The sequence below is a fragment of the Candidatus Eremiobacteraceae bacterium genome (genome assembly GCA_035314825.1).
In the GTDB taxonomy this organism is placed as follows: domain Bacteria; phylum Vulcanimicrobiota; class Vulcanimicrobiia; order Eremiobacterales; family Eremiobacteraceae; genus JAFAHD01.
In genome coordinates, this window is sequence record DATFYX010000002.1 from 79,109 (window position 1) to 100,864 (window position 21,756).

Annotated in this window: 23 protein-coding genes; 5 read left to right on the forward strand and 18 right to left on the reverse strand. The window is 67.2% G+C overall.

Features of this window, described 5'->3' with window-relative positions:
• Positions 1-9: 9 nt before the first annotated feature.
• Positions 10-579 (forward strand): hypothetical protein, encoded by a 570-nt coding sequence (locus VKF82_01380; protein ID HME80708.1) that lies wholly within the window; start codon positions 10-12, stop codon positions 577-579.
• A 13-nt stretch (positions 580-592) separates the two neighbouring features.
• Here VKF82_01380 and VKF82_01385 read toward each other — a convergent pair whose 3' ends face one another.
• Together VKF82_01385 and VKF82_01390 are read right to left on the reverse strand one after the other, a co-directional pair.
• Positions 593-1,969, reverse strand: coding sequence for a TolC family protein (locus VKF82_01385; protein HME80709.1), 1,377 nt, complete (start codon positions 1,967-1,969; stop codon positions 593-595).
• 105 nt (positions 1,970-2,074) lie between these two features.
• A complete protein-coding gene (locus tag VKF82_01390; GenBank protein HME80710.1) occupies positions 2,075-2,419 on the reverse strand; it encodes an STAS domain-containing protein in 345 nt (114 codons plus the stop codon).
• A gap of 284 nt (positions 2,420-2,703) precedes the next feature.
• Between VKF82_01390 and VKF82_01395 the strand changes: the two genes are divergently transcribed.
• The 3 genes from VKF82_01395 to VKF82_01405 are packed head-to-tail and all read left to right on the forward strand — an operon-like array spanning position 2,704 to position 6,235.
• Entirely contained in the window at positions 2,704-4,173 is a 1,470-nt protein-coding gene (locus tag VKF82_01395; protein ID HME80711.1) for a menaquinone biosynthesis decarboxylase, read from the forward strand.
• Entirely contained in the window at positions 4,170-5,048 is an 879-nt protein-coding gene (locus VKF82_01400; GenBank protein ID HME80712.1) for a UbiA-like polyprenyltransferase, read from the forward strand. Before VKF82_01395 ends, VKF82_01400 begins: the two co-directional genes overlap by 4 nt.
• Positions 5,049-5,062: 14 nt before the next feature.
• Positions 5,063-6,235, forward strand: a complete 1,173-nt coding sequence (locus VKF82_01405) for a branched-chain amino acid ABC transporter substrate-binding protein (GenBank protein HME80713.1) — start codon at positions 5,063-5,065, stop codon at positions 6,233-6,235.
• On the opposite strand, the gene VKF82_01410 is transcribed toward VKF82_01405, so the two are convergent.
• From VKF82_01410 to hemC, 9 genes are all read right to left on the reverse strand, one after another.
• Positions 6,232-7,089 (reverse strand): class I SAM-dependent methyltransferase, encoded by an 858-nt coding sequence (locus VKF82_01410; GenBank protein ID HME80714.1) that lies wholly within the window; start codon positions 7,087-7,089, stop codon positions 6,232-6,234. The two genes, VKF82_01405 and VKF82_01410, sit on opposite strands and share 4 nt — an antisense overlap.
• 132 nt (positions 7,090-7,221) lie before the next feature.
• Entirely contained in the window at positions 7,222-7,983 is a 762-nt protein-coding gene (locus tag VKF82_01415; GenBank protein ID HME80715.1) for a uroporphyrinogen-III synthase, read from the reverse strand.
• A 9-nt stretch (positions 7,984-7,992) separates the two neighbouring features.
• On the reverse strand, positions 7,993-9,321 hold the full coding sequence (gene hemA / locus VKF82_01420) for a glutamyl-tRNA reductase (protein ID HME80716.1): 1,329 nt from the start codon (positions 9,319-9,321) through the stop codon (positions 7,993-7,995).
• Positions 9,322-9,445: 124 nt separating this feature from the next.
• Positions 9,446-9,916, reverse strand: coding sequence for a hypothetical protein (locus tag VKF82_01425; protein HME80717.1), 471 nt, complete (start codon positions 9,914-9,916; stop codon positions 9,446-9,448).
• 4 nt (positions 9,917-9,920) lie between these two features.
• Positions 9,921-10,565 (reverse strand): redox-sensing transcriptional repressor Rex, encoded by a 645-nt coding sequence (locus tag VKF82_01430; GenBank protein ID HME80718.1) that lies wholly within the window; start codon positions 10,563-10,565, stop codon positions 9,921-9,923.
• Positions 10,549-11,835: a glutamate-1-semialdehyde 2,1-aminomutase gene (hemL, locus tag VKF82_01435; GenBank protein HME80719.1), complete on the reverse strand. Its 1,287-nt coding sequence runs from the start codon at positions 11,833-11,835 to the stop codon at positions 10,549-10,551. The genes VKF82_01430 and hemL overlap by 17 nt, the downstream gene beginning before the upstream one ends.
• Entirely contained in the window at positions 11,832-12,449 is a 618-nt protein-coding gene (locus VKF82_01440) for a molybdenum cofactor guanylyltransferase (protein HME80720.1), read from the reverse strand. The genes hemL and VKF82_01440 overlap by 4 nt, the downstream gene beginning before the upstream one ends.
• 14 nt (positions 12,450-12,463) lie before the next feature.
• A complete protein-coding gene (gene hemB, locus VKF82_01445) occupies positions 12,464-13,483 on the reverse strand; it encodes a porphobilinogen synthase (protein ID HME80721.1) in 1,020 nt (339 codons plus the stop codon).
• Positions 13,484-13,491: 8 nt separating this feature from the next.
• Entirely contained in the window at positions 13,492-14,442 is a 951-nt protein-coding gene (gene hemC, locus VKF82_01450) for a hydroxymethylbilane synthase (GenBank protein HME80722.1), read from the reverse strand.
• 102 nt (positions 14,443-14,544) lie between these two features.
• On the opposite strand from hemC, the gene VKF82_01455 reads away from it, so the two are divergent.
• Positions 14,545-16,194 (forward strand): glycosyltransferase family 39 protein, encoded by a 1,650-nt coding sequence (locus VKF82_01455; protein HME80723.1) that lies wholly within the window; start codon positions 14,545-14,547, stop codon positions 16,192-16,194.
• Between the two features lie 4 nt (positions 16,195-16,198).
• Here VKF82_01455 and VKF82_01460 read toward each other — a convergent pair whose 3' ends face one another.
• The 7 genes from VKF82_01460 to VKF82_01490 are packed head-to-tail and all read right to left on the reverse strand — an operon-like array spanning position 16,199 to position 21,678.
• Positions 16,199-16,480, reverse strand: a complete 282-nt coding sequence (locus VKF82_01460; GenBank protein HME80724.1) for a hypothetical protein — start codon at positions 16,478-16,480, stop codon at positions 16,199-16,201.
• 6 nt (positions 16,481-16,486) lie between these two features.
• Complete coding sequence (gene ccsB, locus VKF82_01465; GenBank protein HME80725.1) at positions 16,487-17,437, reverse strand: c-type cytochrome biogenesis protein CcsB; 951 nt, start codon at positions 17,435-17,437, stop codon at positions 16,487-16,489.
• A complete protein-coding gene (locus tag VKF82_01470) occupies positions 17,430-18,845 on the reverse strand; it encodes a cytochrome c biogenesis protein ResB (GenBank protein ID HME80726.1) in 1,416 nt (471 codons plus the stop codon). The genes ccsB and VKF82_01470 overlap by 8 nt, the downstream gene beginning before the upstream one ends.
• A complete protein-coding gene (tatC, locus tag VKF82_01475) occupies positions 18,842-19,585 on the reverse strand; it encodes a twin-arginine translocase subunit TatC (GenBank protein ID HME80727.1) in 744 nt (247 codons plus the stop codon). Before tatC ends, VKF82_01470 begins: the two co-directional genes overlap by 4 nt.
• A 41-nt stretch (positions 19,586-19,626) precedes the next feature.
• On the reverse strand, positions 19,627-19,872 hold the full coding sequence (locus VKF82_01480) for a twin-arginine translocase TatA/TatE family subunit (protein HME80728.1): 246 nt from the start codon (positions 19,870-19,872) through the stop codon (positions 19,627-19,629).
• A 55-nt stretch (positions 19,873-19,927) separates the two neighbouring features.
• The gene (locus tag VKF82_01485; GenBank protein HME80729.1) at positions 19,928-20,935 is read right to left on the reverse strand and encodes a polyprenyl synthetase family protein; all 1,008 of its coding nucleotides are present in this window, start codon (positions 20,933-20,935) and stop codon (positions 19,928-19,930) included.
• Positions 20,932-21,678 carry a ubiquinone/menaquinone biosynthesis methyltransferase gene (locus VKF82_01490; protein ID HME80730.1) on the reverse strand — a complete coding sequence of 249 codons (747 nt, stop codon included), beginning with the start codon at positions 21,676-21,678 and terminating at the stop codon, positions 20,932-20,934. The genes VKF82_01485 and VKF82_01490 overlap by 4 nt, the downstream gene beginning before the upstream one ends.
• Between the last annotated feature and the right edge of the window lie 78 nt (positions 21,679-21,756).

A 21,756-nucleotide genomic window follows, 5' to 3' on the forward strand; every position in this document is an offset into this window, starting at 1 on the left:
GGAAGACCAATGCTGCCATACAGATCGAGCGGAGTTGTGGCGGCGTTGGTCGCTCTCGCGCTCGCAGGCCCGATGGCTGCGCTCGCGAGCCAGACGGTGCCGTCGGGCTCCGGGCTCAACGGCAGTCTCAACGTCGCGCTCGACACGAAAAGCTCGTACGCGGGCCAGCCGGTCTCGATCACGGTAGTCGGACCGTACCCGAACGGGATCTCAGCGCTTGCAGGCGCGACCGTCTACGGTCACGTCGGCAGCGTCGTTCCCGGCGGGCGCGGCACGAATCCGCAACTGTCCATCATCTTGGACAAGATCAGATTCTCGAACGGCTCGTCCGAATCTCTGGGCGCAGTCGTCAACCACCTCGATCCGCAGAAGGATAAGAGGGGCCGCGTGCTGCTCGGCACGGCCGGCGGCATGTTCTTGGGCAACTGGGCGGGCAAAGCGCTGTTCGGCGGGAGCGCAGGCGGCGCGGTCGGCGCGGCCACCGGCTTTCTGCTCAGCTCCAACAACAAGTCGGACTTCCACGTGCCCGCGGGATCGCCGGTCGGCGTCCAGCTGACGCGATCGCTGTCGGTGCCCTAACCCCGGTCGCTTCCTAGAGCAGGCCTGCGGCTCGCTGCAGCTCGACCAACGCGGTGCTCTGATCGGCCAGCGCGGTCGCGTATTGCACCTGCGTCTGCGCGAAGGCGAGCAGCGAATCGGTGAGATCGAGCGCGGTTCCCACACCGGAACGATAGCGCAGCTGCGTCACACGCAGGCTTTCGGCCGCTGAGACCTGGCCGGAGTTGGCTGCGCCGACCGCGGCTTGCGCGGCGACGTAGTTGAAATACGCCTGGCGCACCTGCAGATCCACGTTGTTACGCAGCTCCTGAAGGTTGATCTTCGCCTTGTCCACGTCGGCGTTGGCCTGCGCGACTTTGCCGTGCGTGAGGCCGCCGTCGAACAGCTTCCAGGTGGCGGCGAGCGTCTCGGAAAGCTGCGGCTGCGGCACGTTGATGAAGTTTGGCTTGCTCGAAGCCTCGGAGATGCCGAGCGAGACGATCGGGAGGGCTCCCGAGCGCGCCTCCTGCACCGAACGTTCGGCGATGGTGACCGCGTCGATCGCGGCTGCGATCTCTGGGCGGCGCGTCTGGCCGTCATGCAGCAGGTCTGCGAGCTTGTACGCAGGCGGGTTGATCTCGAGCTTTTGCGTCGGGTTGATGCTGCTGCCCAGATCGATGTTCAAGACGTTGGCGAGCGTCGCATTGGCGAGGTCGGCCGAGTTGTGGGCGCGCACCGCTGCGACTTGCGCGTTTGCCAGCGCGACCTCTTGGCGCAGCACGTCCGCCTTGGCCGCCGTTCCTGCGGCGAACAGCTGCTGCGACGTCGTCAGGTTCTGCTGGCCGAGCACCACCGCTTCGTCGCTGATCGTCGCGTTGCGCTGCGCCAGCGCGAGCGCGAAGTAGGCGTCCGTCGTCTGCGTGATGACGTCGTCGCGCGCCGCGGCGTATTCGCTCTGCGCGCCGGAGTAGTTGGCCGCAGCCGCTCCGATCGCGGCCTGCACCGCGCCGCCGGTGTAGATCGCGTACTGCAGCGTCGCATTGACGTTGTTCGTGTTGGTGGCTGAGAACAGGCTCTTCTGCAGCACCGGCGGGCCGCTCGGCTGCGGCACGGGGATGAAGAAAAACGCCGGATCCTGCGTGTGCACGTAGGAATAGCCGGCGGAGACCGACGGAAACGCGTTGCCGCGCGCTTGGATGAGCTGGGCCTGTGCGATCTTGACGTCTTGTGCGGCGGCTTGATAGGTCAAATTGTTGGCCAGCGCCATCGAGATCGCGTCTTGCAGGCCCAGGGGCAGGAGCGACGCGCTGGGCGACGGAGTCGGGGTCGGCGTTGGCGCCGCAGCGGCGCGCGACGGTGAAACCCCCGCGATCGCGAGCGCGATGAGCGTCGCGGCCGTCGCGCTGGCCGCCATTCTGATGATAGCGTTCACAGACCGGTGTCGTTTCGCTCTGACTGTCATGATTCCTAATTTGCCCGGAAAAAACGAAGGGAAGCGGTCATTGGAGGCCGCTTCCCGCACGCGTGGAGATCCCGCTTAGGCTGCCGATGCACTCGCCATCGCGGGGGCTGACGCCAGCTGGAACACACGGGACAAACCGGTGAGCTCCATGACGCGCCGGATGTGCGGCTGCGAAGCTTGGACGCGGACGTCGCCGCCGCGGTTGCGGGCGAGGCGCAGCGTGGCGATCAGCGCCGCGAGGCCGCCCGAGTTGAGCGCGCCCACCTTATCGAGGTCGATGGTGAGATTGATCCGCCCACCCTGGACGGCGCGCGCCAATTGCCGGCGCGCGAGCTTGCCGCCCGCGTCGTCGAGGTCGCCGACCAAAGCGACGCGCGCTGCGGTCTCATTGCCGAGGTCGGTTAGTTTTACTTGAAGCATCTGGTCTAGGCCCCTGATTGAAATGGGTACGCACGGTTGTTTTGTAGGCCACCGTACTGTTTACCGGCTAATCATAACCCGGCTGACAGTAAATTGCAAGACAGTTTCCCAAGGCATATCTGTGTCCCATATTGCGGTCCAAAACGCTGTCATACCGGTTCAGCTCTTAGACGAATAAGGGAGGCCTCCGGACGACATCCTTATGCGCTTGCACTGCGACCTATCGCGAAGCGTTTCGTCGCGGCCGAAGTGTTTCGCGGTGCGTGATAAGAACAAGCGGTGCTGTGTTCGACACCCTTCGATCGTTCGTCGACGCCCTGCGCGCCGCGGGCGAGCTGCGCGAGATCCAGGCCCAGGTCGATCCGCACCTCGAGATCACCGAGATCGCGGACCGCTGTATGAAGCGAGACGATGGCGGTCCGGCGCTGTTGTTCTCCGACGTCAAGGGATCGCGCTTTCCGCTGCTGATCAACGCCTTCGGGTCGCCGGCACGCATGGCGCGCGCGCTCGGCGTCGGCACGCTGGACGAATTGGGCGCGAAAGTCGGCAAGCTGCTCGAGCTCGTCAAGCCCGGTGGTTCGTCCGGGGCGCTCTCCAAACTCTTCGAGGCGCGCGAGCTGCTGGGTATCGCGCCCAAGACGGTGCGCTCGGGCGCTTGCCAAGAGGTCGTCGCGCAGGACGAGGAGGTAGACCTGCGCGAGCTGCCGGTGCTGACGTGCTGGCCGATGGACGGCGGTCCGTACATCACGCTGCCGCTCGTCTTCACGAAGAACGAGCAGACCGGCGAGCAGAACGTCGGGATGTATCGCATGCAGGTGTACGACGCCCGCACCACCGGCATGCACTGGCAGCGCCACAAACACGGGCGCGAACATCAAGATGCGGCCGGGCCGGGCCGGCGCATGCCGGTCGCGGTCGCGCTCGGCGGTGACCCCGCGTTGACGTACGCGGCGAGCGCTCCGCTGCCGTCAGGCCTGGACGAGATGCTGCTCGCCGGTTTCTTGCGCGGCCGGGCGGTGCCGATGGTCGCCTGCAAGACCGTCGATCTGCGCGTGCCGGCCGATGCCGACTTCGTGCTCGAAGGCTACGTCGACAACGACGAATTGCGCCGCGAAGGTCCCTTCGGCGACCACACCGGCGTGTATTCGCTCGCCGAGGACTATCCGGTCTTCCATGTCACCTGCATGACCCGCCGGCGCGATCCCATCTATGTGACCACGATCGTCGGCAAGCCGCCGATGGAGGATGCGTGGCTGGGCAAGGCGACGGAGCGGCTATTCTTACCGATTCTCAAACAGATGCTGCCCGAGGTCGTCGACTACAATCTGCCGGTCGAGGGCGGCTTCCAAAACCTCGTGATCGTGTCGATCCGCAAGCGCTATCCCGGCCAGGCCAAGAAGGTGATGTACGCGCTGTGGGGGTTGGGCCACATGATGATGTTGACGCGCAACGTCATCGTCGTCGACGCCGACGTCGACGTGCAGAACGTCCGCGACGTCGCCTGGGTGACCCTCAACAACGTCGATGCCGGTCGCGATCTGGTCTTCGCGCCCGGTCCCGTGGACGCGCTCGATCACGCCGCGCCGCTGCCGTCGCTTGGCACGAAGCTCGGCATCGACGCCACCCGCAAAGGCGCTGACGAAGGCTACATGCGGCAGTGGCCGCCCGACATCATCATGTCGGACGATGTGAAAGCGCTCGTCACGCGACGCTGGGCCGAGTATGGCCTGTCCGCACCGGAGCCGCGCACATGAACAGGCTGCGCGCCTTCGTGCGCGACATCAAACCCGAACACACGCTGTTCGCGCTGCCCTTCGCGTATGCCGGCGCGCTTTTGGCGCAAGGCGGCATACCGTCACTGCGCACGCTGGCGTGGATCACGCTGGCCGTGTTGGGCGCGCGCACCGCGGCGATGGCCGCGAATCGCCTGCTCGACGCGCGCATCGACGCGCGCAACCCGCGCACGGCCGCTCGCCCGCTGGCGACCGGCGAGCTGCGCCCGGCCACGATGATCTGGGCGACGGTCATCGGCGTCGCCCTGCTCACGCTCGCCGCATGGCAGCTCAATCCGCTGTGCCTGTCGCTCGTGCCGCTGGGCGCGCTGGCGCTGGTCGCCTATCCGCTGGTCAAGCGCTTCTCGTGGGGCGTGCATTTCTTGCTCGGCGCGGTTGACGCGCTCGCGCCGCTGGGCGCCTGGTTGGCCGTCACCGGCCGGTTCGAGTGGCAGGCCTTGATCCTGTTCTTGGCGGTGACGCTCTGGGTCGCGGGCTTCGACATCTTGTACGCGCTGATGGATTATGATTTCGACGTGCGCGAGGGCATCCGCTCGATCCCCGCTCGCTTCGGCACGCACACAGGACGCCGCTTGCCGCTCGTGCTGCACGGCATCATGCTCGTGCTGCTCGCTTGGCTGGGCTTCGCGGTGCACGCCCATCCGCTGTACTGGTTCGGGCTGGCCGCCGGAATCGTGCTGGTCGGCTACGAAGTCTTCCTCATCGACCGCCGCAGCGGCGACGTATTCGCCCTCAACGCGGCGGTTTTCAACGCCAACATGACCTTCTCGGTCATCTTCCTGGTGACGACGCTCGCATCGCTCGTGCTCGCGCAGCTGCCGCCAGGCTCCTCGTGATAGAAAAGGATCCGATGCGCCACGTCTTCCTCAGGCGTCTCGCCGCCGCAGCTCTCGCCGCTTTCGCCGCAGGCCTCGTCAAGGGACCCGCGCTGGCGGATTTTCCGCCGTACGCCAAGGTCGTCGGCATCGCGCTCGTCGCGCCGCTCTCCGGCGACCAAAAAGCCTACGGGCTGCAGCTCTCCAACGGCATGAACCTCGCGATCGATCTATGGAACGAAAAGCGCAACTTAGCCGACTTCGGCTACGTCTTCCATTCGTTCGACGACCAGGGCGATCCGGGCGTGGCGCAGCAGCAGGCTGACTTCTCGATGGTGGACCCGCAGACGGCTGTCGTCGTGGGTCACGTCGGCGCGGAAGAGACGTTCCTCTCGCTGCCGATCTACCACGAAAAGGATATGCCGCTCATCATCCCCACGTCACCGCTCGCGCAGCTCACCCGCACGGGCGACGAAAACGTCTTCCGCCTGTGCCCGACCGACATCGTCGAAGGCCAGCAAGCCGCGCGCTATGCCGAACGCACCCTCCACGCCAAGAAAGCCGCGGTCCTATACGAGCAGACGGACTACGGCATCGATGCCGGCGGCGGCTTCGTCGACTACGCGTCGGCCGGCAAGCAGCTCGCCGCCAAGGATTTCTCCGTCCAAGCGGATCTCAAGAACGTGAAGGCAGTCGTCGCCGACGTGGTCGCGTACGCGCCGGACGTCGTCTACCTGACCGGCAACGGCGCCGACATGGGCACTGTCCTGGCTGCCCTGCGCACCGCCGGCGTGACGGCGCCGGTGCTGGGCACCCAAGCGCTGTACGACGACCGCGCCGTCAAGGCGGCGGGCCCTGCCGCCGAATCGCTCATCGTCAGCTCGTGCGTGCCGCCGATCCAATTCGTGCCGTCGGCCACGCTGTTCGTGCGCGAATACCAAGCGCACTATGGGCGCGTCACCTCGTTCGCGCTGATGGGCTACGTCGCGGCGCAGATCGCGATCGGCGCCAGCCAGCAGGCGCACAGCGGCGACAAACTCGCGATCATGCGCCAATTGCAGATCGGCTCGTTCCAGACGATTCTGGGCAGCTACAGCTTCGTGCGCGGCGGCGACGTCGCCAACCCGATCCTGTACTTCTACCAGTACGGCGGCGGCGAGTTCAAGTATCTGAACTCGTCGTATCCCAACCCGCTGGTGACGCGTTAGGACTTCTTGCCGACGACCTTGCGCAGCCCGGGTGCACTGCCCGGCGCCAGCGTGACCACTTCGAAGCGCGCCGACTCGAGCAGATCGCGGATGCCCGCTTCCGTGTAGTACTGCCGGCAGCGCGTGAATTCGCGCGTGCGTCCGTCGGTCGGCACGACGTAAGCGCGTTCGACTTGGGCCGACGTGGCCGGGTCGTAGAAGCGCTCGTCGAGCTGGAGGTGCGGCACGTCGAGGAACAGCGATGAGTCGGCCTGCACGAACTGCCAGCCGCGCGCCTCGCCGCGACGCTGCGTCTCCGGCTCGCAGTACTCGCCGACGAACAGGCCGCCAGGGACGAGCGCGCGCTCGGTGAGCTGCAAGATGACGCGCGCATCGGCCGGGCTGAAGTCGGAGACGCCCGCGCAGGTCAGGTATGCGCCGTCGAACGTCTCCTCGAACGAGATGTGCAAGACGTCGAGCTGGCGGAAGTCGATGCCCAGGCCGAGATTGCGCGCCGTGTCGCGCGCGAGCGAGACCGCGCCCGGACCGAGGTCGATGCCGGTCATCTTATACCCGCGCAGCGCCATCGCGATGGCGTGGCGTCCGTTGCCGGCGCACAGGTCGAGCAGCCGCGCTTTGGCGGGCGGCCGCAACGCGTTGATGATCTCCTCGACTTCGTCGCCCGTCTCTTGCATGCCGTACAGCGCTTGGTAATTGGCGCGCCGCACGTAGCGCGACGAGAAATCTTCCTCCGCCCACGGATACGTCGCGGCGTCGAGCCACGGTCGCGGTTGTTCGCGCCGGTCGCCGACGGCGCGGATGAGTTCATCGAATGCGTTCGGCGGTGCGGCGATCGGCTGGGCGTCAACGGCCATGAAGGAGGCTCCTCGAACTGACGAGCGTGATGTGCGTCGCGCGGAGGAATGGTATTTGCCATCGGGCGTGCGTTCGACTGCACCGCCGACACATCGGCGATGCGCACGTATGTTCGCTCTCAGTCGAGTTTGTCAGCGCCGGCGTGCGTGGGCTGCGCGCGCGACGGCGGCCGCAAGCCCTTGTGCCGTCGCGTCGTGCGCGATGGCGGCCACGTCGAGGCCCAGCCTGCGAGCCTCGCGCGCGGTGACGGGGCCGATGCAGACGAGCGCCGTGGCGGACAGGGCGCGGCCCGCTTTTCCGGCGAGCCCGGCCACGAGCGAGCGCGCGCCCGAACCCGAAGTGAGCACGATGATGTCGGCGTCCGAGACGCGCCGCACGATGTCGGCGGGCGGCGCCTCGCGCGTCGAATACGCCTCGGTGACCTGCACGCGCGCGCCGGCGTCGAGCAGCCGGCGGCGAAGTGCCGGCCGGGCGTTTTGCGCAGCGAAGACCGCGACGAGCGCCCCTTTGCTGGCCCGGGCGGCGATCGCATCGGCCAGCGCTTGCGCCTCGAAGCGTGCGGGTACGACGTCCGGCTCGCGATCCAAGGATGCGTTCACGGCGCGCGCCGTCGCCGCGCCGACGGCGGCGATGCGGATCGCGGCCGCAAGCGGCGCGCGGCGGCGGCTCGCAAATGCGTCAACGCCATTGATGCTGGTGAAGACGATCCAGTCCGCGTCGTCGGCGTCGTCGACCGCGGCTTGCAGTGCGCGTTCGTCAGGCGGCGGGCCGATCTCGACGAGCGGCGCGCAATCGACGATCGCGCCTTCGGCGCGCAACAGCGCGGCGAGCTCGTCGGATGCGAGCGCCGGGCGTGTGACCATGACGCGGATGCCCGCGAGCGGGCGCTCCATCGAAGAGGCCTAGCGGTCGCTTGCCTGCGGCGCGGGCGGGCGCAGCGCGTCGGCGAGTTGCGCCTCGAGCTGCTCGCCCAGCCCGGCAAGGTCCGCGAGCCGGTCCGCAAGATCGGAGTCCGAGACCTGCTCGCCCTCCGCAGCGGTCTCGCGCAGCTTCGTCACCGGCGCATGCAGCAGCCGGTTGAGGATCGAGACGCTCATGCCGGCGATCAATTGGCGTTGCCGCTCATCGAGCTCGGGCAGGCGTGAGAACAGCCGGTCGATCTCCGCGCGCCGGATCGTCTCAGCTTTGGTGCGCAGGGTGGCGATGAGCGGCGCGGCGGCGCGCGATTGATACCAGCGCATGTAGCCGCGCGAGCGTTCTGCCACGATCGTTTCGACGGCGGGGATCTCGGCGCGGCGCTCGTCGAGCGTGTCGTCCACAACCTGGCGCAAATCGCCGATCTCGTATAGCGTCACGCCGGGCAGCGCGGCGACGCTGGGTTCGACGTCGCATGGCACCGCGATGTCGACGAGCAGGAGCGGCTTGTGCCGTGCGGCCATCGCCGCGCGCACCATGGGGGCGGTGATCACGTGCACGCCGCCGCCGGTCGCCGTGATCGCAAGATCCGCGTCCGACAAGAGACGGCCGAGCGCGTCGGGAGCAGCGGCGCTGGCGCCGATGGAGCGCGCCAGCCGTTCGGCGCGCGCGGGCGTGCGATTGACGATGGTGAGCGCTGCGACGCCGCGCGCGTGCAGATGCTTAGCCACGATCGTCCCCATCTTGCCGGCGCCGACGACCACGGCTCGCGCGTCCGCGATGGAACAGTGGCGCGCCGCCAGCTCGACCGCAGCGGCACCAAGCGACACGACGTCGCGTCCGATGCCCGTCTCGCTGCGCGCGCGTTTGCCGGCCTCCAGCGCGGTGCGGAACAGCTTGTGGAGATGCGCTCCCGCCGAGCCCGAGCGCTGCGCCGCCGTCAGCGCGTCCTTGACCTGGCCGACGATCTGCTCCTCGCCGACGAGCATCGAATCCAGACCGCAGGCGACGCGCAACAACTGCTCGACCGCTTGCGCGCCCAGCAGCGTGTACAGGTACTTGTCGAAATCGTCGACCCGCATGCTGCGGTAGGTCGTCAGAAAATCTTTGATCTGCTCGACGCCGACCTCGAAGTCCGCGACGTCGGCGTAGATCTCCAAGCGATTGCAGGTGGACACGATAGCCGCTTCGCGCACCGCGCTGTAGTCGCGCAGCGCGGCGAGCGCTTGGCCGATGCGCTCGGCCGGGAACGCGTGGCGGTTGCGCACCTCATCCGGTGCGGTCTTGTGGCTTAACCCGATGACGACGATCGGCACATGCCCTCGCTTTTCGTCCGATGAAGAGCTTCCCTGGCGCCTCGCGCAGGCCGCCGCAGACCATAGCCGACAGCGTAGCGCGAGCGTCGGAGTCCGCTATGAAGAAGCGGTGAAGACCGGCGGCCTATCGCTCGCCCGAGGCGTAACGGAAGGCGGCGCTCGCGTACAGCGCGATCGGCAGGGCGAAGAACAGCGTGTGCGAGGTGACGCTATTGAGCAGCATCAGGCCCGATGGCACGCCCCCTGCGTGCCTGACGATCAGGATCGACGTCATGCAGATCATCACGACCACGCCGTAGAGCACGCCCCACAGCCACGGGTTGCGCCACAGCGCGGACCAGCGCTGCGCGAGCAGCACGTAGATCAGCGCCCACCCGATGCTGACGCCGTAGTGGACGAGGCCGCCGAGCCAGGTGTAGTTCCGCGCCGCATCGCGTCCGACAAGCGTCGAGGCGACGAACTGCCAGTGCCCGAGCAGCGTGTAATGCATGAAGATGAAGAGATACAATTCGAGCAAGGCGCCGCCGATGATGCCGGCGACGATCGCGGTGGCCACGACGTCGACGCTGCGCCTCGCCTTTCGGGGCATTGCCATGCAGTCACATCCTTCCGAGATGGTGGGTGAGGATCGACAGCTCCGACGCCAAGTCGATCGAGCGAACGGCGATGCGCGGCGGCAGCCGTAGCGTCGTCGGTGCGAAGTTGAGGATCGCCCCGAGCCCGCAGCGCACGAGGCGTTGGGCGACCGTCTGCGCTTCCGCCGCCGGCACGGTGACGATGCCGATGCCGCAGTCGAGCACCGGCAGGACCTTCTCGAGATCGTCGACGTGGCTGATGCGCACGCCGTGCCAGCGCGTGCCGACCAGCGCCTTGGCGACGTCGAAGATGGCGGCGATGTGGAATTTCTCTTCGCGATACTCCAAGAACGTCGCGAGCGCATGGCCGAGATAGCCGAAGCCGACGATCGCGATGCGCCAATCGCGGTCCAGCCCGAGCACGCGCGCGAGTTTCCTCACCAGCATCACGACGTCGTATCCTTGGCCGCGGCGCCCGAACGTGCCCAGGTACGACAGGTCCTTGCGGATCTGCGCCGACGAGATGTCGCGCCCGACGCGGACCGCGAGATCGTCGGAGGTGACGACCGACGTGCCCTCGCGCAACGCGTCTTCAAGCGCGCGATGGTACAGGAACAGGCGCGGCAGCGACAGCGCCTGCGAGTTCTTGGGTCTAGGCCGCCGCGGCATCGAGCGACTCGCGCGCAGCGGCCACCGTCTGCTCGATGTCGGCTTTGCTGTGCGCCAAGCTGATGAACGCGGCCTCGAATTGCGACGGCGGCAGATAGATGCCGCGTTCGAGCATAGCGTGGAAGAAGCGCGCGTAGGCGGCCGTGTCGGAGAGTTTCGCACTATCGAGATCGACGACCGGGTCGCGGGTGAAGAACAGCGTCCACATCGATCCGACGCGCGCGATGCGCGCCGCGACGCCGCGTTCGCTCAGCGTGCGCGTCAAGCCGGCCTCGAGCGCGACGCCGCTGCTCTCGAGCCGGTCGTAGACGTCGCTGCCCTTGAGCGCGCGCAGCTGTGCGATGCCCGCCGACATCGCCAGCGGATTGCCCGACAGCGTCCCTGCTTGGTAGACGTCGCCTGCCGGCGCGAGATGCTGCATGATGTCCGCCCGGCCGCCGAACGCGCCGACCGGCAAGCCGCCGCCGATGATCTTGCCCAGGCACGTCAGATCCGGCTGGATGTCGTAGCGCGCCTGCGCGCCGCCGTAGCCGACGCGAAAACCCGTCATCACCTCGTCGAAGATCAGCAGCGCGCCGTGGCGCGTCGTGAGATCGCGCGCGGCCCCCAAGAAACCGGGCAACGGCGCGACCACGCCCATGTTGCCGGCGACCGGCTCGACGATCACAGCCGCGATGTCCTCGGCGTCGTCGAACGCCTTCTCGAGCGCGATCGGATGGTTATAGGGCACGACGATCGTGTCCGCCGCGACCGCCGCCGGCACGCCGGGCGAATCGGGCACGCCCAGGGTGAGCGCGCCCGAGCCCGCCGACACCAGCATGCTGTCGGCGTGGCCGTGATAGCAGCCCGAGCACTTGACGATCTTGTCGCGTCTGGTGAACGCGCGCGCGAGGCGCAGCGCGCTCATGCACGCCTCGGTGCCTGAGTTCACGAAGCGCACCTGCTCGACCGAGGGCATCGCCTCGACGATCAGCTCGGCCAGCTCGATCTCCAGCGCGGTCGACGCGCCGAACGACGTGCCCATGCGCGCGGCACGTTCGATCGCCGCGACGACCGGCGGAAACGCATGGCCGAAGATCAGCGGGCCCCACGAGCCGACGTAGTCGATGAACTCGTGGCCGTCGGCATCGAAGATGCGCGAGCCCTCGCCGCGGGCGATGAACAGCGGCGTGCCGCCGACCGAGCGGAACGCGCGCACCGGCGAGTTGACGCCGCCGGGGATGACGCGCGACGCGGCTTCGTAGAGCGCCTGCGAGCGTTTGACATTCATGATGCTGCGCCCGTCCGCCGCAGCGTCTCGAAATCCGCCGGCGTGTTCACGTTGAGCAAGATCGAAGCGTCCTTCGCCTCCACGCGATACGCGAGCACGCGCACACCGTCGAGCGCCGCGGTCACTTTGCGTTTGCCCGCTTCGAGCGCCGCGCCGGCGCCGCGCACGAAGGCGTCGCGCTCATAGAGCGCGGCGAGCGGCTCGACATGGCCGTCCGGCCACGTCGGCAATACTGCAGACGGTTTCGGTTCTGGAGCTGCGTCATATGCGGCGAGCAGCGCACGGGCGAAGTCCACCGAGATGTTCGGCAGATCGGCGGCGGCGGCGAAGAACAACGGCGTGCGCGTCGACCGCGCGGCGCTGTACAAGCCGGCGAGCGGCCCTCCGTCGGCGATCTCGTCGAGGGCGACCTCAGCATCGCACAGCGCGCCAGCAAGCGCGGGGGCGAGCGCGGTCCGCGCGGAGACGATGCACGGCCAATGCAGCGCGGTCAAGCGGCGGTACGAGCGGACCACCATCGGCTCGCCGTCGACGTCAAGCGCGAGTTTGCCGGGCAAGCGCGTGGCTGGACCGCCTGCGAGCAAGATGATGGTGGTGCGAGCGTCCGCGCGCAAAGGCCGGCCGGCTTTCAGCGCGCGGCCATGCGCCCGGCGGCTGCGCGCGCGAAATACGTGAGGATGAAGTCGGCGCCTGCGCGTTTGCACGACACGAGCAGCTCGTCGACCGCGCGCGCCTCGTCCAACCAGCCCGCGGCCGCGCCCGCTTTGATCATCGAGTACTCGGCGCTCGTGTTGTACACGGCCAGCGGCACGTTGACCGCTTCGCGAACGCGCAGCACGACATCGAGATAGCTCAACGCGGGCTTGACCATGACCGCATCGGCGCCTTCGGCCACATCGAGCAGCGCCTCGCGCACCGCCTCGCGCGCGTTGGGCGGGTCCATCTGATGCGTGCGGCGATCGCCGAACGCGGGCGTCGAGCACGCCGCCTCGCGGAACGGTCCGTAGAACGCGGACGCGTACTTGACGGCGTACGATAGGATCGCCGTGCCGGTGAAGCCGTCCGTGTCAAGCGCGTGGCGGATCGCCCGCACCCGGCCGTCCATCATGTCCGACGGCGCGACGACGTCGATACCGGCATGCGCATACGCGAGCGCTCCGGTCGCGAGCAGCGCCAGCGTGCTGTCGTTGTCGATGTCGCCCGCGGCGTCGAGCAGCCCGCAATGTCCGTGATCCGTGTACTCGCACGCGCACAGATCCGCGATGACGACCAGATCGGGCAGCGCGCGTTTGAGCGCGGCGGCCGCAAGCGGCACCGGGCCGCGCGGATCGGCCAGCGCCGAAGCGGCGCTGTCCTTGTGCTCGGGGATGCCGAACAGGATCACGGCGGGGATGCCCAGCGCGTGAGCGGCCTTCGCGTCTTCGACGAGCCGGTCGACCGACTGATGGTAGATGCCGGGCATCGTCGTGATCGCGGTGCGCACGCCGCTGCCAGGCACGACGAACATCGGCTCGACCAGATCTTCCACGCGCAGCGCATGCTCTGCCACGAGCCCGCGCAGCGCGGCGCTGCGCCGCAACCGGCGCGGACGTTCCACTGGAATGGGCCCCGCCGTTTGCGGAGCGGGAGTCGGCACGATCCGGCGCATTGCGTCCCTCATCTCTTGTACTGCGCGATCACCCAGCGCGCTCCCGATTCGAGCATCTCATCGGCGATGTCTTCGACGGCCGCCGTCGCATCGGCTTCATCGCGGGCGATGCCCTCCGCATCGCGCCGCATCGCGTGTTTCCCGTCCACGCTGCCGACGAAGGCGTGGAACAGCCAGCGGTCGCCGAACACGCTCGCGTTCGCGCCCGCCGGCACCGCGCAGCCGCCGCCCATCCGCTTGAGAAAGGCGCGCTCGATCGCGACGCCCATCGAGCTGAGCGGCTCACCGAGCGGCGCGATCAGCTCTTGCATCGCGGTGTCCGCTTCGCGGCACTGCACGAACAGAGCGCCCTGGCCGACGGCGGGGACCATCTCATCGATCGGGATCGGCGAGCCCTCGCCCACGTCGGGCGGCAGCCCGAGACGTTGCACCCCGGCGAGCGCGAGTATGATGGCGTCGTAGTGCCCGTCGAGCATCTTCTTGATGCGGGTGTCGATGTTGCCGCGCAGCTCTTTGACCTCGACGAGCGGCTTGATCGCGTGCACTTGCGCCGCGCGGCGCAGCGAGCTGGTGCCGACGATCGCTTTGTTGGGCAGCCCGAAGATGGTCTTGTGCTGGTTGTCGCGCGAGATCAGCACGTCGCGCGCATCCTCACGCATCGGCACGACGCCGGCGCGCACGCCTGCAGGCAGCTCGGTCGGCAAGTCCTTCATCGAATGCACGGCGATGTCGGCGCGATTGCCGAGCAGCGCCGATTCGAGCTCTTTGACGAATATGCCGTCGCCGCCGATCGACGAGAGCGAGCGGTCTTGGTCGTCGTCGCCACGCGTGCTGATCTTCACGATTTCGAATGCGAGCTCGCCGTGCTGTCGGGCGAGCATGTCCATCACGGCCTGTGCCTGTTTGAGCGCGAGCGCGCTTGGACGTGTGGCGACGCGCACCGTCGTAACAGTAGGCATGAGCTTGTGCGGGTTCAAGGGCCCAAAAAGGGCCTCCTTTGGGAGGCACGTCGGAACCGGGAAAGGAGAAGACGGCGGCGCGCGCCGCAACCTGTCGCGGAGATGATGACGTCGCAGCCGCGCGGTGCGGCACCAGCCATCGCAGGCATCCGCGCGGGCGCGTTGACGTTGGTGGCGGCGTTGTATTTCCTCGGCTTGGGGAACGGCAGCCTGTGGGATAACAGCGAACCGACCTACGGCGAAGTCGTCAAAGAGATGTTCCTGACCGGCGACTGGCTCTCGATGCATTACAATTTCGCGCCGTGGTACATCCACCCGCCGCTGTGGATGTGGACGGCGGGCGCCGCGGTGTTCGCGTTCGGCCTCAACGAGTTCGCCGTGCGCCTGCCAAGCGCGCTGTTCGGAGTCTTCGGCGCGATCGCGACCTATCTCGCCGGGCGCCGCTTGTACGGCGAAGCGGCCGGCATCGTGAGCGGCTTGGCGCTGGGCACGAGCCTCGAGTACATCGTGCTCGCCCGCCTGGCGATCCTCGACACGATGCTGATCTGTTTCATCGCGATCGCGACGTTGTGGGGCTACTTCGCGCTGCGCGACGGAGATCGCCATGCGTTTTGGATCGCGGTCGTCGCGACCGCGCTTGGCACGATGACCAAGGGACCGGTGGCCGTGGTCCTGCCGCTCATCTCGCTAGGCGCCTGGTATCTGATCGAGCGGTGGCGGCATCGCTCGCGTGCCGGTGCGGCCTCGGAGGGCTTCGACGCCTCGGCCGTCACCCGGCTGCCGTGGCTCGGCGGCGTCGTGCTGTTCGCGATCCTCGGCGGCTCGTGGTTCGTCTCGCAAGCCGTCCTGCACGGCGCTCCGTTCGTCGACGAATACATCGGGCGCTCGACATTCGGCCGTTATCTCGCGCCGTTCGAAAACCAGCCAGGCCCGATCTACTATTACATACCGCTGCTGCTGCTCGGCTTTTTCCCGTATGTCGCATTTCTGCCGAAGGCGATCAAGGAAGCGTGGCTGCGACGCGGCAGCGACGAGGTCTTCCTCTTGTGTGCGGCCGGCGTGCCGTTTGCGTTCTTCTCTTTGGCGCAGACCAAACTGCCCAATTACCTCGGCATCATCTTCCCCGCGCTTGCGATCCTCGTCGGCGGGCTGGTCGGGCGCGCGATCGAGCGCAACGATCTGCGCAGCCTGCGCGGCGCGTTGTTGATGCTGCCGCTGGCGCTGGGTCTGCTCGCGGTCGCGATCGTGCTCTACGTGCAGACGCAGCACTTGGGAGAGACCGCACAATTGGTCGCGCCGCTGGCGCTGCTCGGCTGGATCGTGGTGCCTTCGGCGATCGCGACCTTTGGGTTGACGCTCGCGTTGCGCCGGGCATGGATCGCGCCGCTTGGGCTCTCGCTCATGATGGCCGGCGTCGTCGCGGCCCTCGTGCTTGGAATCCTTCCGGGGCTCGAGGCGCGCAAGCCGATGAAGGGCATGGCGCAGTACATCCAAACGCTGTGGCGGCCGGGCGACAAGATCGCGATCACCGGCGTGCACGGCGGCTTCTCGCTGCTGTTCTACACCGACGCAGGACCGATCAGTTTCTTGCGCACCGAGACCGACAAAGCCAATGCCGACGCCTTGCTCCAAGGCGGCGCGCGCGTCTACGCGCTGATCGTGCCATATGAATACGAGGACCTAGAGGCGCACGGCATCCACCCCCGCATATTGCTGCGCCGGCCCACCATGTGGCTGATAACGAATCGCTGATGGCTTAGTCGTCGTTGGGCGGGAGTTCGGGAAGAGCGAGCGTTTTCGTCACCGAGAGCTCGTCCACGCGCAATGTGCGCACGACCAGTTCGTCGATCTCGAGCGTGCCGAGCCGCGCGCGGTCCACGTTCGCGCGGCGCACCGCTGCGCGTCCGACCGCGAGCGCGCCCATCGCAAGCGACCCCACGGCTGCCGTTCCGACGGCGACGGCGCCGATCGCGAGCGCTCCCACGATGGCGAAGCCCGCCGCGTAAGCGATCAATGCGAGCGCGCGGCGCGAGTCCATCTCAGATCACTTGTATGAATGCAGGCCGCTGATCACGATATTCACCGCGAAGTAGCTGAACAGCACCGTCAGGAAACCGATGATCGAGATCCATGCGGTGACCGTGCCGCGCATCGACGGTCTGGTATGGAGATGGACGTACATCGCGTAGACGATCCAGTTGGTGAGCGCGGCCGTCTCCTTCGGATCCCATTGCCAGTAGCTGCCCCATGAGACGTGCGCCCACAGCGCGCCGAGGATGATGCCGACGGTGAGCAGGATCTCGCCGACCGAATTGACGCGATACGCCGCGACGTCGAGCTTGCTCGAGGGCGGAACCACTTCCACCCACCTCAGCCACCAGGGCCGCACCAGGCCGAGATCGGCCGTCTGCGCCGACACCGCTGCGCCGACCGACCGGCCCGCCACGACCAGCATGCGGTCTTCGTCGGCTTTCTTGAACAAGTACATGATGCTGAGCACGCAGCCGATGAGAAACGCGGCGTACGACGCGAGCACGACCGGCACGTGGATGTAGATCCAGCTGCTCTGCAAGGAGGGGACGAGCGGTTCGAGCCCCTTGTTCCACCCTTTGGCATACGCGAGCAGGGCATCGGAGAAGATGAACGCCAGCGGCGCTGCGAACCAGATGCGGTAGCGCGCGCCGAAGATCAGGAACAGTACTGCGGTGAACAGCGAGACGACGGAGAGCGAGCCGTACAGATCGTTCCACGGCACGTGCCCGCTGTAGTGCCAGCGGACGCCGAGGCTGATGGTTTGCGCGACGATGCCGAGCGAGGCGAAGACGATGCCCGCGCCGATCGGCGTCCAACTGCGGAAAAACCAGTATCCGGCGAAGACCAGCGCGGCGATGAGATACAGCACGACCGCGGCCTCGTACCACGACATGTACGCCGCGACGTGCGCGTCGATGAGCGACGCCGCGTTGGTGTTGTACTGCGAATAGGAATCAGGCATACGCATTCACCGTTTCGGCGACCATGCCGCCGGCGGGCGGCGCCAGTCGCTCCGCAAGCCCGTTCACCAATGCGTTGAAGTCATCCTCATACATCGCGTTGCCTTTGGTGGTCGTCGCTGCGATATCGACCACAGGCACGCCCGAATCGCTGATCACGCGCGCATACAGCTTGATCGGCATGAAGAACAGCGCCATCACAAAGCCGGCGGAGAGGATCAGCGCGCCAGCGCCGACCCACAGCTCGCCCGGATCGTACCGGTAGGTCAAGCCGGACCAGGCGACCGGCGGCAGCGCTTTGATCGTGTAGCCGTCGCCGGCGTCAAAGCTGGCGCCGACCGGCAGCAAGATCGGTTTTTGCGTGATCGGGATCTGATCGTGGAAGACCCACAGCGCGTAGGTGTCGACCCTGGGCAGCGGCACGCCCATCGGCGCTTGCGAGGGGTCTGACGGGCCGAGCATGGTGCCGTACTCGATGACCCGGCTGGTTCCAGGCAGATAGACGACGTCTTGCGGCCCAAGCCTGCCGTCGATGCCTTCCAATGCGAGCGGCTTGCCCTGGCGCAATATCTGGAGGTTCCCGCCGAAACCGTACGAGGCTTGATAGAGATAGACGTGGTCGGCGGTGACGAAGGGATGGTTGACGAGGATGCTTGCGTCCGCGTCGGTGTCGCCGCCGGCCACGTGCACGTCCGACTGGAAGCGCGATGCTTGATACATCAACCCTTCTTTGGTCTGCACGGGCTCGAAGCGGCCGATGAAGCGCGACAACGTGACGTTCAAGCCGGCCTGCGGCACGCTCGCCGTTTGGCCGGAGAAGATCTGCAGCTGGCCGCGATACCCCCACAGCCAGCCGGCGAACACCCCGATGGCGATGACGGCGAACCCCACGTGCGCGACCAGCACGCCGTAGCGCGCCCATTTCTGTTTGTCCGCGAACAGCCAATGCGTGCCGTCAAGGTCTTGCGTGCGTACCGAGAAACCCCGCCGGCGCGCGTAGTCGTCGACGGCGCGGCAGGTCGCGTCGTAGTCGAGCGTTGAGCGGCGCTGCGCGTGCAGCCCGAAGTTCTCGACCGCCACCGGGCGGTCTTTCGGAAACCGTCTGGGGATCACGCGGCGGAACGTGCACACCGACATGGAGATCAGCAGCAACAGCACCAGCGTGATGTACGGCCAGGAATGGAAGATGTTCGTGAGATGCAGGCGCAGGATCGCGTTGGCCATCGGCGCGCCGTACTCGATGTAGTAGCGCTCCGGCGGCTGGTTCTGATCGACGCTGGTGCCGACGATCGTCAGCACCGCCCAAATGCCGAACACGACGACGGGGAACATGACGTTCGAGAGCACGTCGAGCGTTTGATCGTAGAGGCTGCGCTCGCGGAGCGCGCCTGCGTTCGCGGCCGGGCTCATGCCGGGCTGCCCTCAGGCACGATCCTCGGCTCCGTCAGCCGCACCACGATGATGCTGAGCAGGTACAGTCCGGCGAGCGGTGCGGCGAGGAGCAGCATTGTGAGTGGATTGCCGTCCGGTGCGCCGATGCCTGCCAAGATGAGGATGGCGATCATGGCGTGCCGCCACTTATCCGCCAGCAGTTTGGAGTTGACGATGCCGACGCTGGCCAGCACCGACAGCACGATCGGCAATTGGAACATCACCGCGAAGATGCCCAGCAGGATGACGATGAATCCGATCGTCGGATCGAGCTGATACGTGCCGATGAGGCCGGAGCTTTGCGTGAGATTGAGCAGTGCGCGCAGCACGAGCGGCAAGACGATCAAGCCGCAGAACGCGATGCCCAAGAGCGACATCAGCAATGACGGAACCGCATACCACACGACGCGCGAGCGCAGCCGGCGATCCAGCGCGGGCGCGACGAACGCGTACAGCTCGTAGAGCACGACCGGAAAACCGACCACCAGCCCGACCAGCAGCGACAGCTTGATATACACGCGGATGATCTCAGCGGGCGAGAACACGTGCAGCTGGATGCCGGGGATGAAAAAACGCTCGAGCAATACGAGCAGTTTTGGCATGAGCGGAAACGCGACCAGCGAGACGACGCCGACCGTCGCGATCGAGATGATCAGACGCGTGCGGAGCTCCCCGAGGTGCTCCGTGAACGTCATCTCCGCGTCGTCGGACCGGCGCACGATCGGCGAAGCGTCTTGCTGCGACGTCTGAATGAGTGGCGCTATTGCGGCGGCGCTGCGGCGGACGGATCGGAAGCCGGCGGCGCGGCCGGTTTCGGCGGCACCGACGCGTCCTGCACCGGTGCGTCCGGCGGGTTCTTGGCGGATACCGCGGCGTCGAACTCTTTCTTGGCCTGGCCCATCGAGCGCGCCAGCTTCGGTATCTGGTCTGCGCCGAACAGGATGATGGCGGCGCCGATGATGACGGCGATGATGGGCGCGTCGATGATTGCATAAACGGGCGACATGGTAGGACTCCTTCCGTGGGACAGGTTCGCGAAGCGCGAAAACCGTCCCCCGCGCTTAGGATGAAAAGGCGCTAAGAGTGCGGGCCATGCCTGCCAGTTCGTCGCGGGCGGCTGAGGGCGGCAGCGGCCCCAGGGCGGCGAGCGCCTCGTCGGCGTAACGGCGCATGGGCGCGGTGGTCTGGTCGATCACGCTGCGTTCGCGCAACAGCTCGACCACGCGCTCGAGCGCCGGCCGGGCTGCGGCCGACCCCGCGTCTTCGAAGGCGAACAGCGCCTCGACGCGCTCGCGCGCCTGCGTGCCCCCGTTTGCTAATGCGTTGATCAGCGGCAGGGTCATCTTCTTCTCGCGCAGATCGCTGCCCGCCGGTTTGCCCAGCTGCTTCTCATCGGCGATCGCATCGTACAAGTCGTCGCGGATCTGGAATGCGAGACCGAACAGCCGTCCGAACTCGCGCAGCGCGTGCACCTGCGGATCCTCGCGCAGCGCGGCCCCAGGGGTCCGCCCCGCATGCAGCAGCGCGTTGATGGCGCCGACCTCGGCGCACGAGCCGAACAGCTCGGCCGTCTTCTTGCCGATGATCTCGAGATAGCGCTGGGGCGTCATCGCCAGATCGCCGGCTGCGCGCAGCTGTTTGACCTCGCCGTTGCAGATCTCGGCCAGCATCGCCGCGAGGATGGTCGGCACGGGCGGCGCGTATCCGAGCGTGATCTTCTTGAACACCCACGAGAACAGATAGTCGCCCGCGAGCACCGAGAAGCGGTTGCCGAAGGCGCGATTGGTGGATTCTCGTCCGCGCCGCGTGTCGGCGTTGTCGAGCACGTCGTCGTGGATCAGCGTGGCGACGTGGATCAGCTCCATGTAGGACGCGAGCACCGGATCGTCGGGCGCCGACGCGTTGACCGCTCGGCCGGCCAGCATGGTGATGCGCGGGCGCAAGCGCTTGCCGCCGGCATCGAGCATGCTCCAGACGGCGCCGGCGATGTGCGCGTTCTCCTGCGACAGCTCTTCGCGCACGAACTGTTCGACCACCGCATGGATCGGCGATCTCGATTCCTCGATCATGCGAGCAGGTCCGCGGTCAGAGGGACCTCGGCAGAGGCGTTCGCCCGCACGCGTTCTTTGGTCCCGATGTGGAGCGCGACGGCGCCGCCCATCAGCCGGATATAGCGCACGTGCGCGAAGCCGCTGCCTTGGAACAGCGCGGCCAGGCCGTCGGCGTCCGGGAAGTTGACCAGCGATTGGGGCAGATAGCGGTACGCGGCCGCGTCTCCCCCGGCGACCCGCCCGATCACCGGCAGCATATTATAGAAGTAGAGATAGAACAGCCGCCGCCACAGCGGGTTGGGCGGCTTGCTGATCTCGAGGTTGACGAACGAGGCGCCGGGTTTGAGCACGCGCGCGACCTCGCGCAGGCAGGCGCCGATGTCCACGATGTTGCGCATCGAGTAGCCCATCGCGGCGCCGTCGAAGACGCCGGTGTCGAACGGCAGCGCGAGGACGTCGCCTTCATGGTAGGTGATGTTCGCGGGCGTCGCGTGCGCTCTGGCGACGTCGAGCATGCGCGGGCTGAAGTCGATCGCGTCGACCAGGCCCTCTGGAACGCGCCGGGCGATCATCCGGGCCAGGGCGCCGGTGCCACAGCACAGGTCGAGCAGGTGGCCGTCATCGGCCACGTGGAGCTGGTTGACGGCCAGCATGCGCCACAGCTCGTCGAGGCCGCCGGTCATGGCCGTGTTGGCGCGGTCGTAGCGGGCTGCGATACGGTCGAACAGCTCGCGCACGACGCTTCCTTTATTTATGCTCATGAAACGATGTGCGCTTCGGACGGCTTTCCGGGCTTTCCTGGCACGGCGCTAGACGCGCGCGCGCAACCGCGTGATTAG

What these genes read in the sequence shown, in the direction of transcription:
- VKF82_01400 (HME80712.1), top strand. Translation starts at nt 4,170, where the DNA reads ATGAACAGGCTGCGCGCCTTCGTGCGCGACATCAAACCCGAACACACG.
- VKF82_01455 (HME80723.1), top strand. Translation starts at nt 14,545, where the DNA reads ATGATGACGTCGCAGCCGCGCGGTGCGGCACCAGCCATCGCAGGCATC.
- VKF82_01460 (HME80724.1), bottom strand. Translation starts at nt 16,480, where the DNA reads ATGGACTCGCGCCGCGCGCTCGCATTGATCGCTTACGCGGCGGGCTTC.
- VKF82_01470 (HME80726.1), bottom strand. Translation starts at nt 18,845, where the DNA reads ATGAGCCCGGCCGCGAACGCAGGCGCGCTCCGCGAGCGCAGCCTCTAC.
- VKF82_01390 (HME80710.1), bottom strand. Translation starts at nt 2,419, where the DNA reads ATGCTTCAAGTAAAACTAACCGACCTCGGCAATGAGACCGCAGCGCGC.
- VKF82_01415 (HME80715.1), bottom strand. Translation starts at nt 7,983, where the DNA reads ATGGAGCGCCCGCTCGCGGGCATCCGCGTCATGGTCACACGCCCGGCG.
- VKF82_01490 (HME80730.1), bottom strand. Translation starts at nt 21,678, where the DNA reads ATGAGCATAAATAAAGGAAGCGTCGTGCGCGAGCTGTTCGACCGTATC.
- VKF82_01485 (HME80729.1), bottom strand. Translation starts at nt 20,935, where the DNA reads ATGATCGAGGAATCGAGATCGCCGATCCATGCGGTGGTCGAACAGTTC.
- hemL (HME80719.1), bottom strand. Translation starts at nt 11,835, where the DNA reads ATGAATGTCAAACGCTCGCAGGCGCTCTACGAAGCCGCGTCGCGCGTC.
- VKF82_01380 (HME80708.1), top strand. Translation starts at nt 10, where the DNA reads ATGCTGCCATACAGATCGAGCGGAGTTGTGGCGGCGTTGGTCGCTCTC.
- VKF82_01430 (HME80718.1), bottom strand. Translation starts at nt 10,565, where the DNA reads ATGCCGCGGCGGCCTAGACCCAAGAACTCGCAGGCGCTGTCGCTGCCG.
- hemB (HME80721.1), bottom strand. Translation starts at nt 13,483, where the DNA reads ATGCGCCGGATCGTGCCGACTCCCGCTCCGCAAACGGCGGGGCCCATT.
- VKF82_01425 (HME80717.1), bottom strand. Translation starts at nt 9,916, where the DNA reads ATGGCAATGCCCCGAAAGGCGAGGCGCAGCGTCGACGTCGTGGCCACC.
- VKF82_01405 (HME80713.1), top strand. Translation starts at nt 5,063, where the DNA reads ATGCGCCACGTCTTCCTCAGGCGTCTCGCCGCCGCAGCTCTCGCCGCT.
- VKF82_01410 (HME80714.1), bottom strand. Translation starts at nt 7,089, where the DNA reads ATGGCCGTTGACGCCCAGCCGATCGCCGCACCGCCGAACGCATTCGAT.
- ccsB (HME80725.1), bottom strand. Translation starts at nt 17,437, where the DNA reads ATGCCTGATTCCTATTCGCAGTACAACACCAACGCGGCGTCGCTCATC.
- hemC (HME80722.1), bottom strand. Translation starts at nt 14,442, where the DNA reads ATGCCTACTGTTACGACGGTGCGCGTCGCCACACGTCCAAGCGCGCTC.
- VKF82_01480 (HME80728.1), bottom strand. Translation starts at nt 19,872, where the DNA reads ATGTCGCCCGTTTATGCAATCATCGACGCGCCCATCATCGCCGTCATC.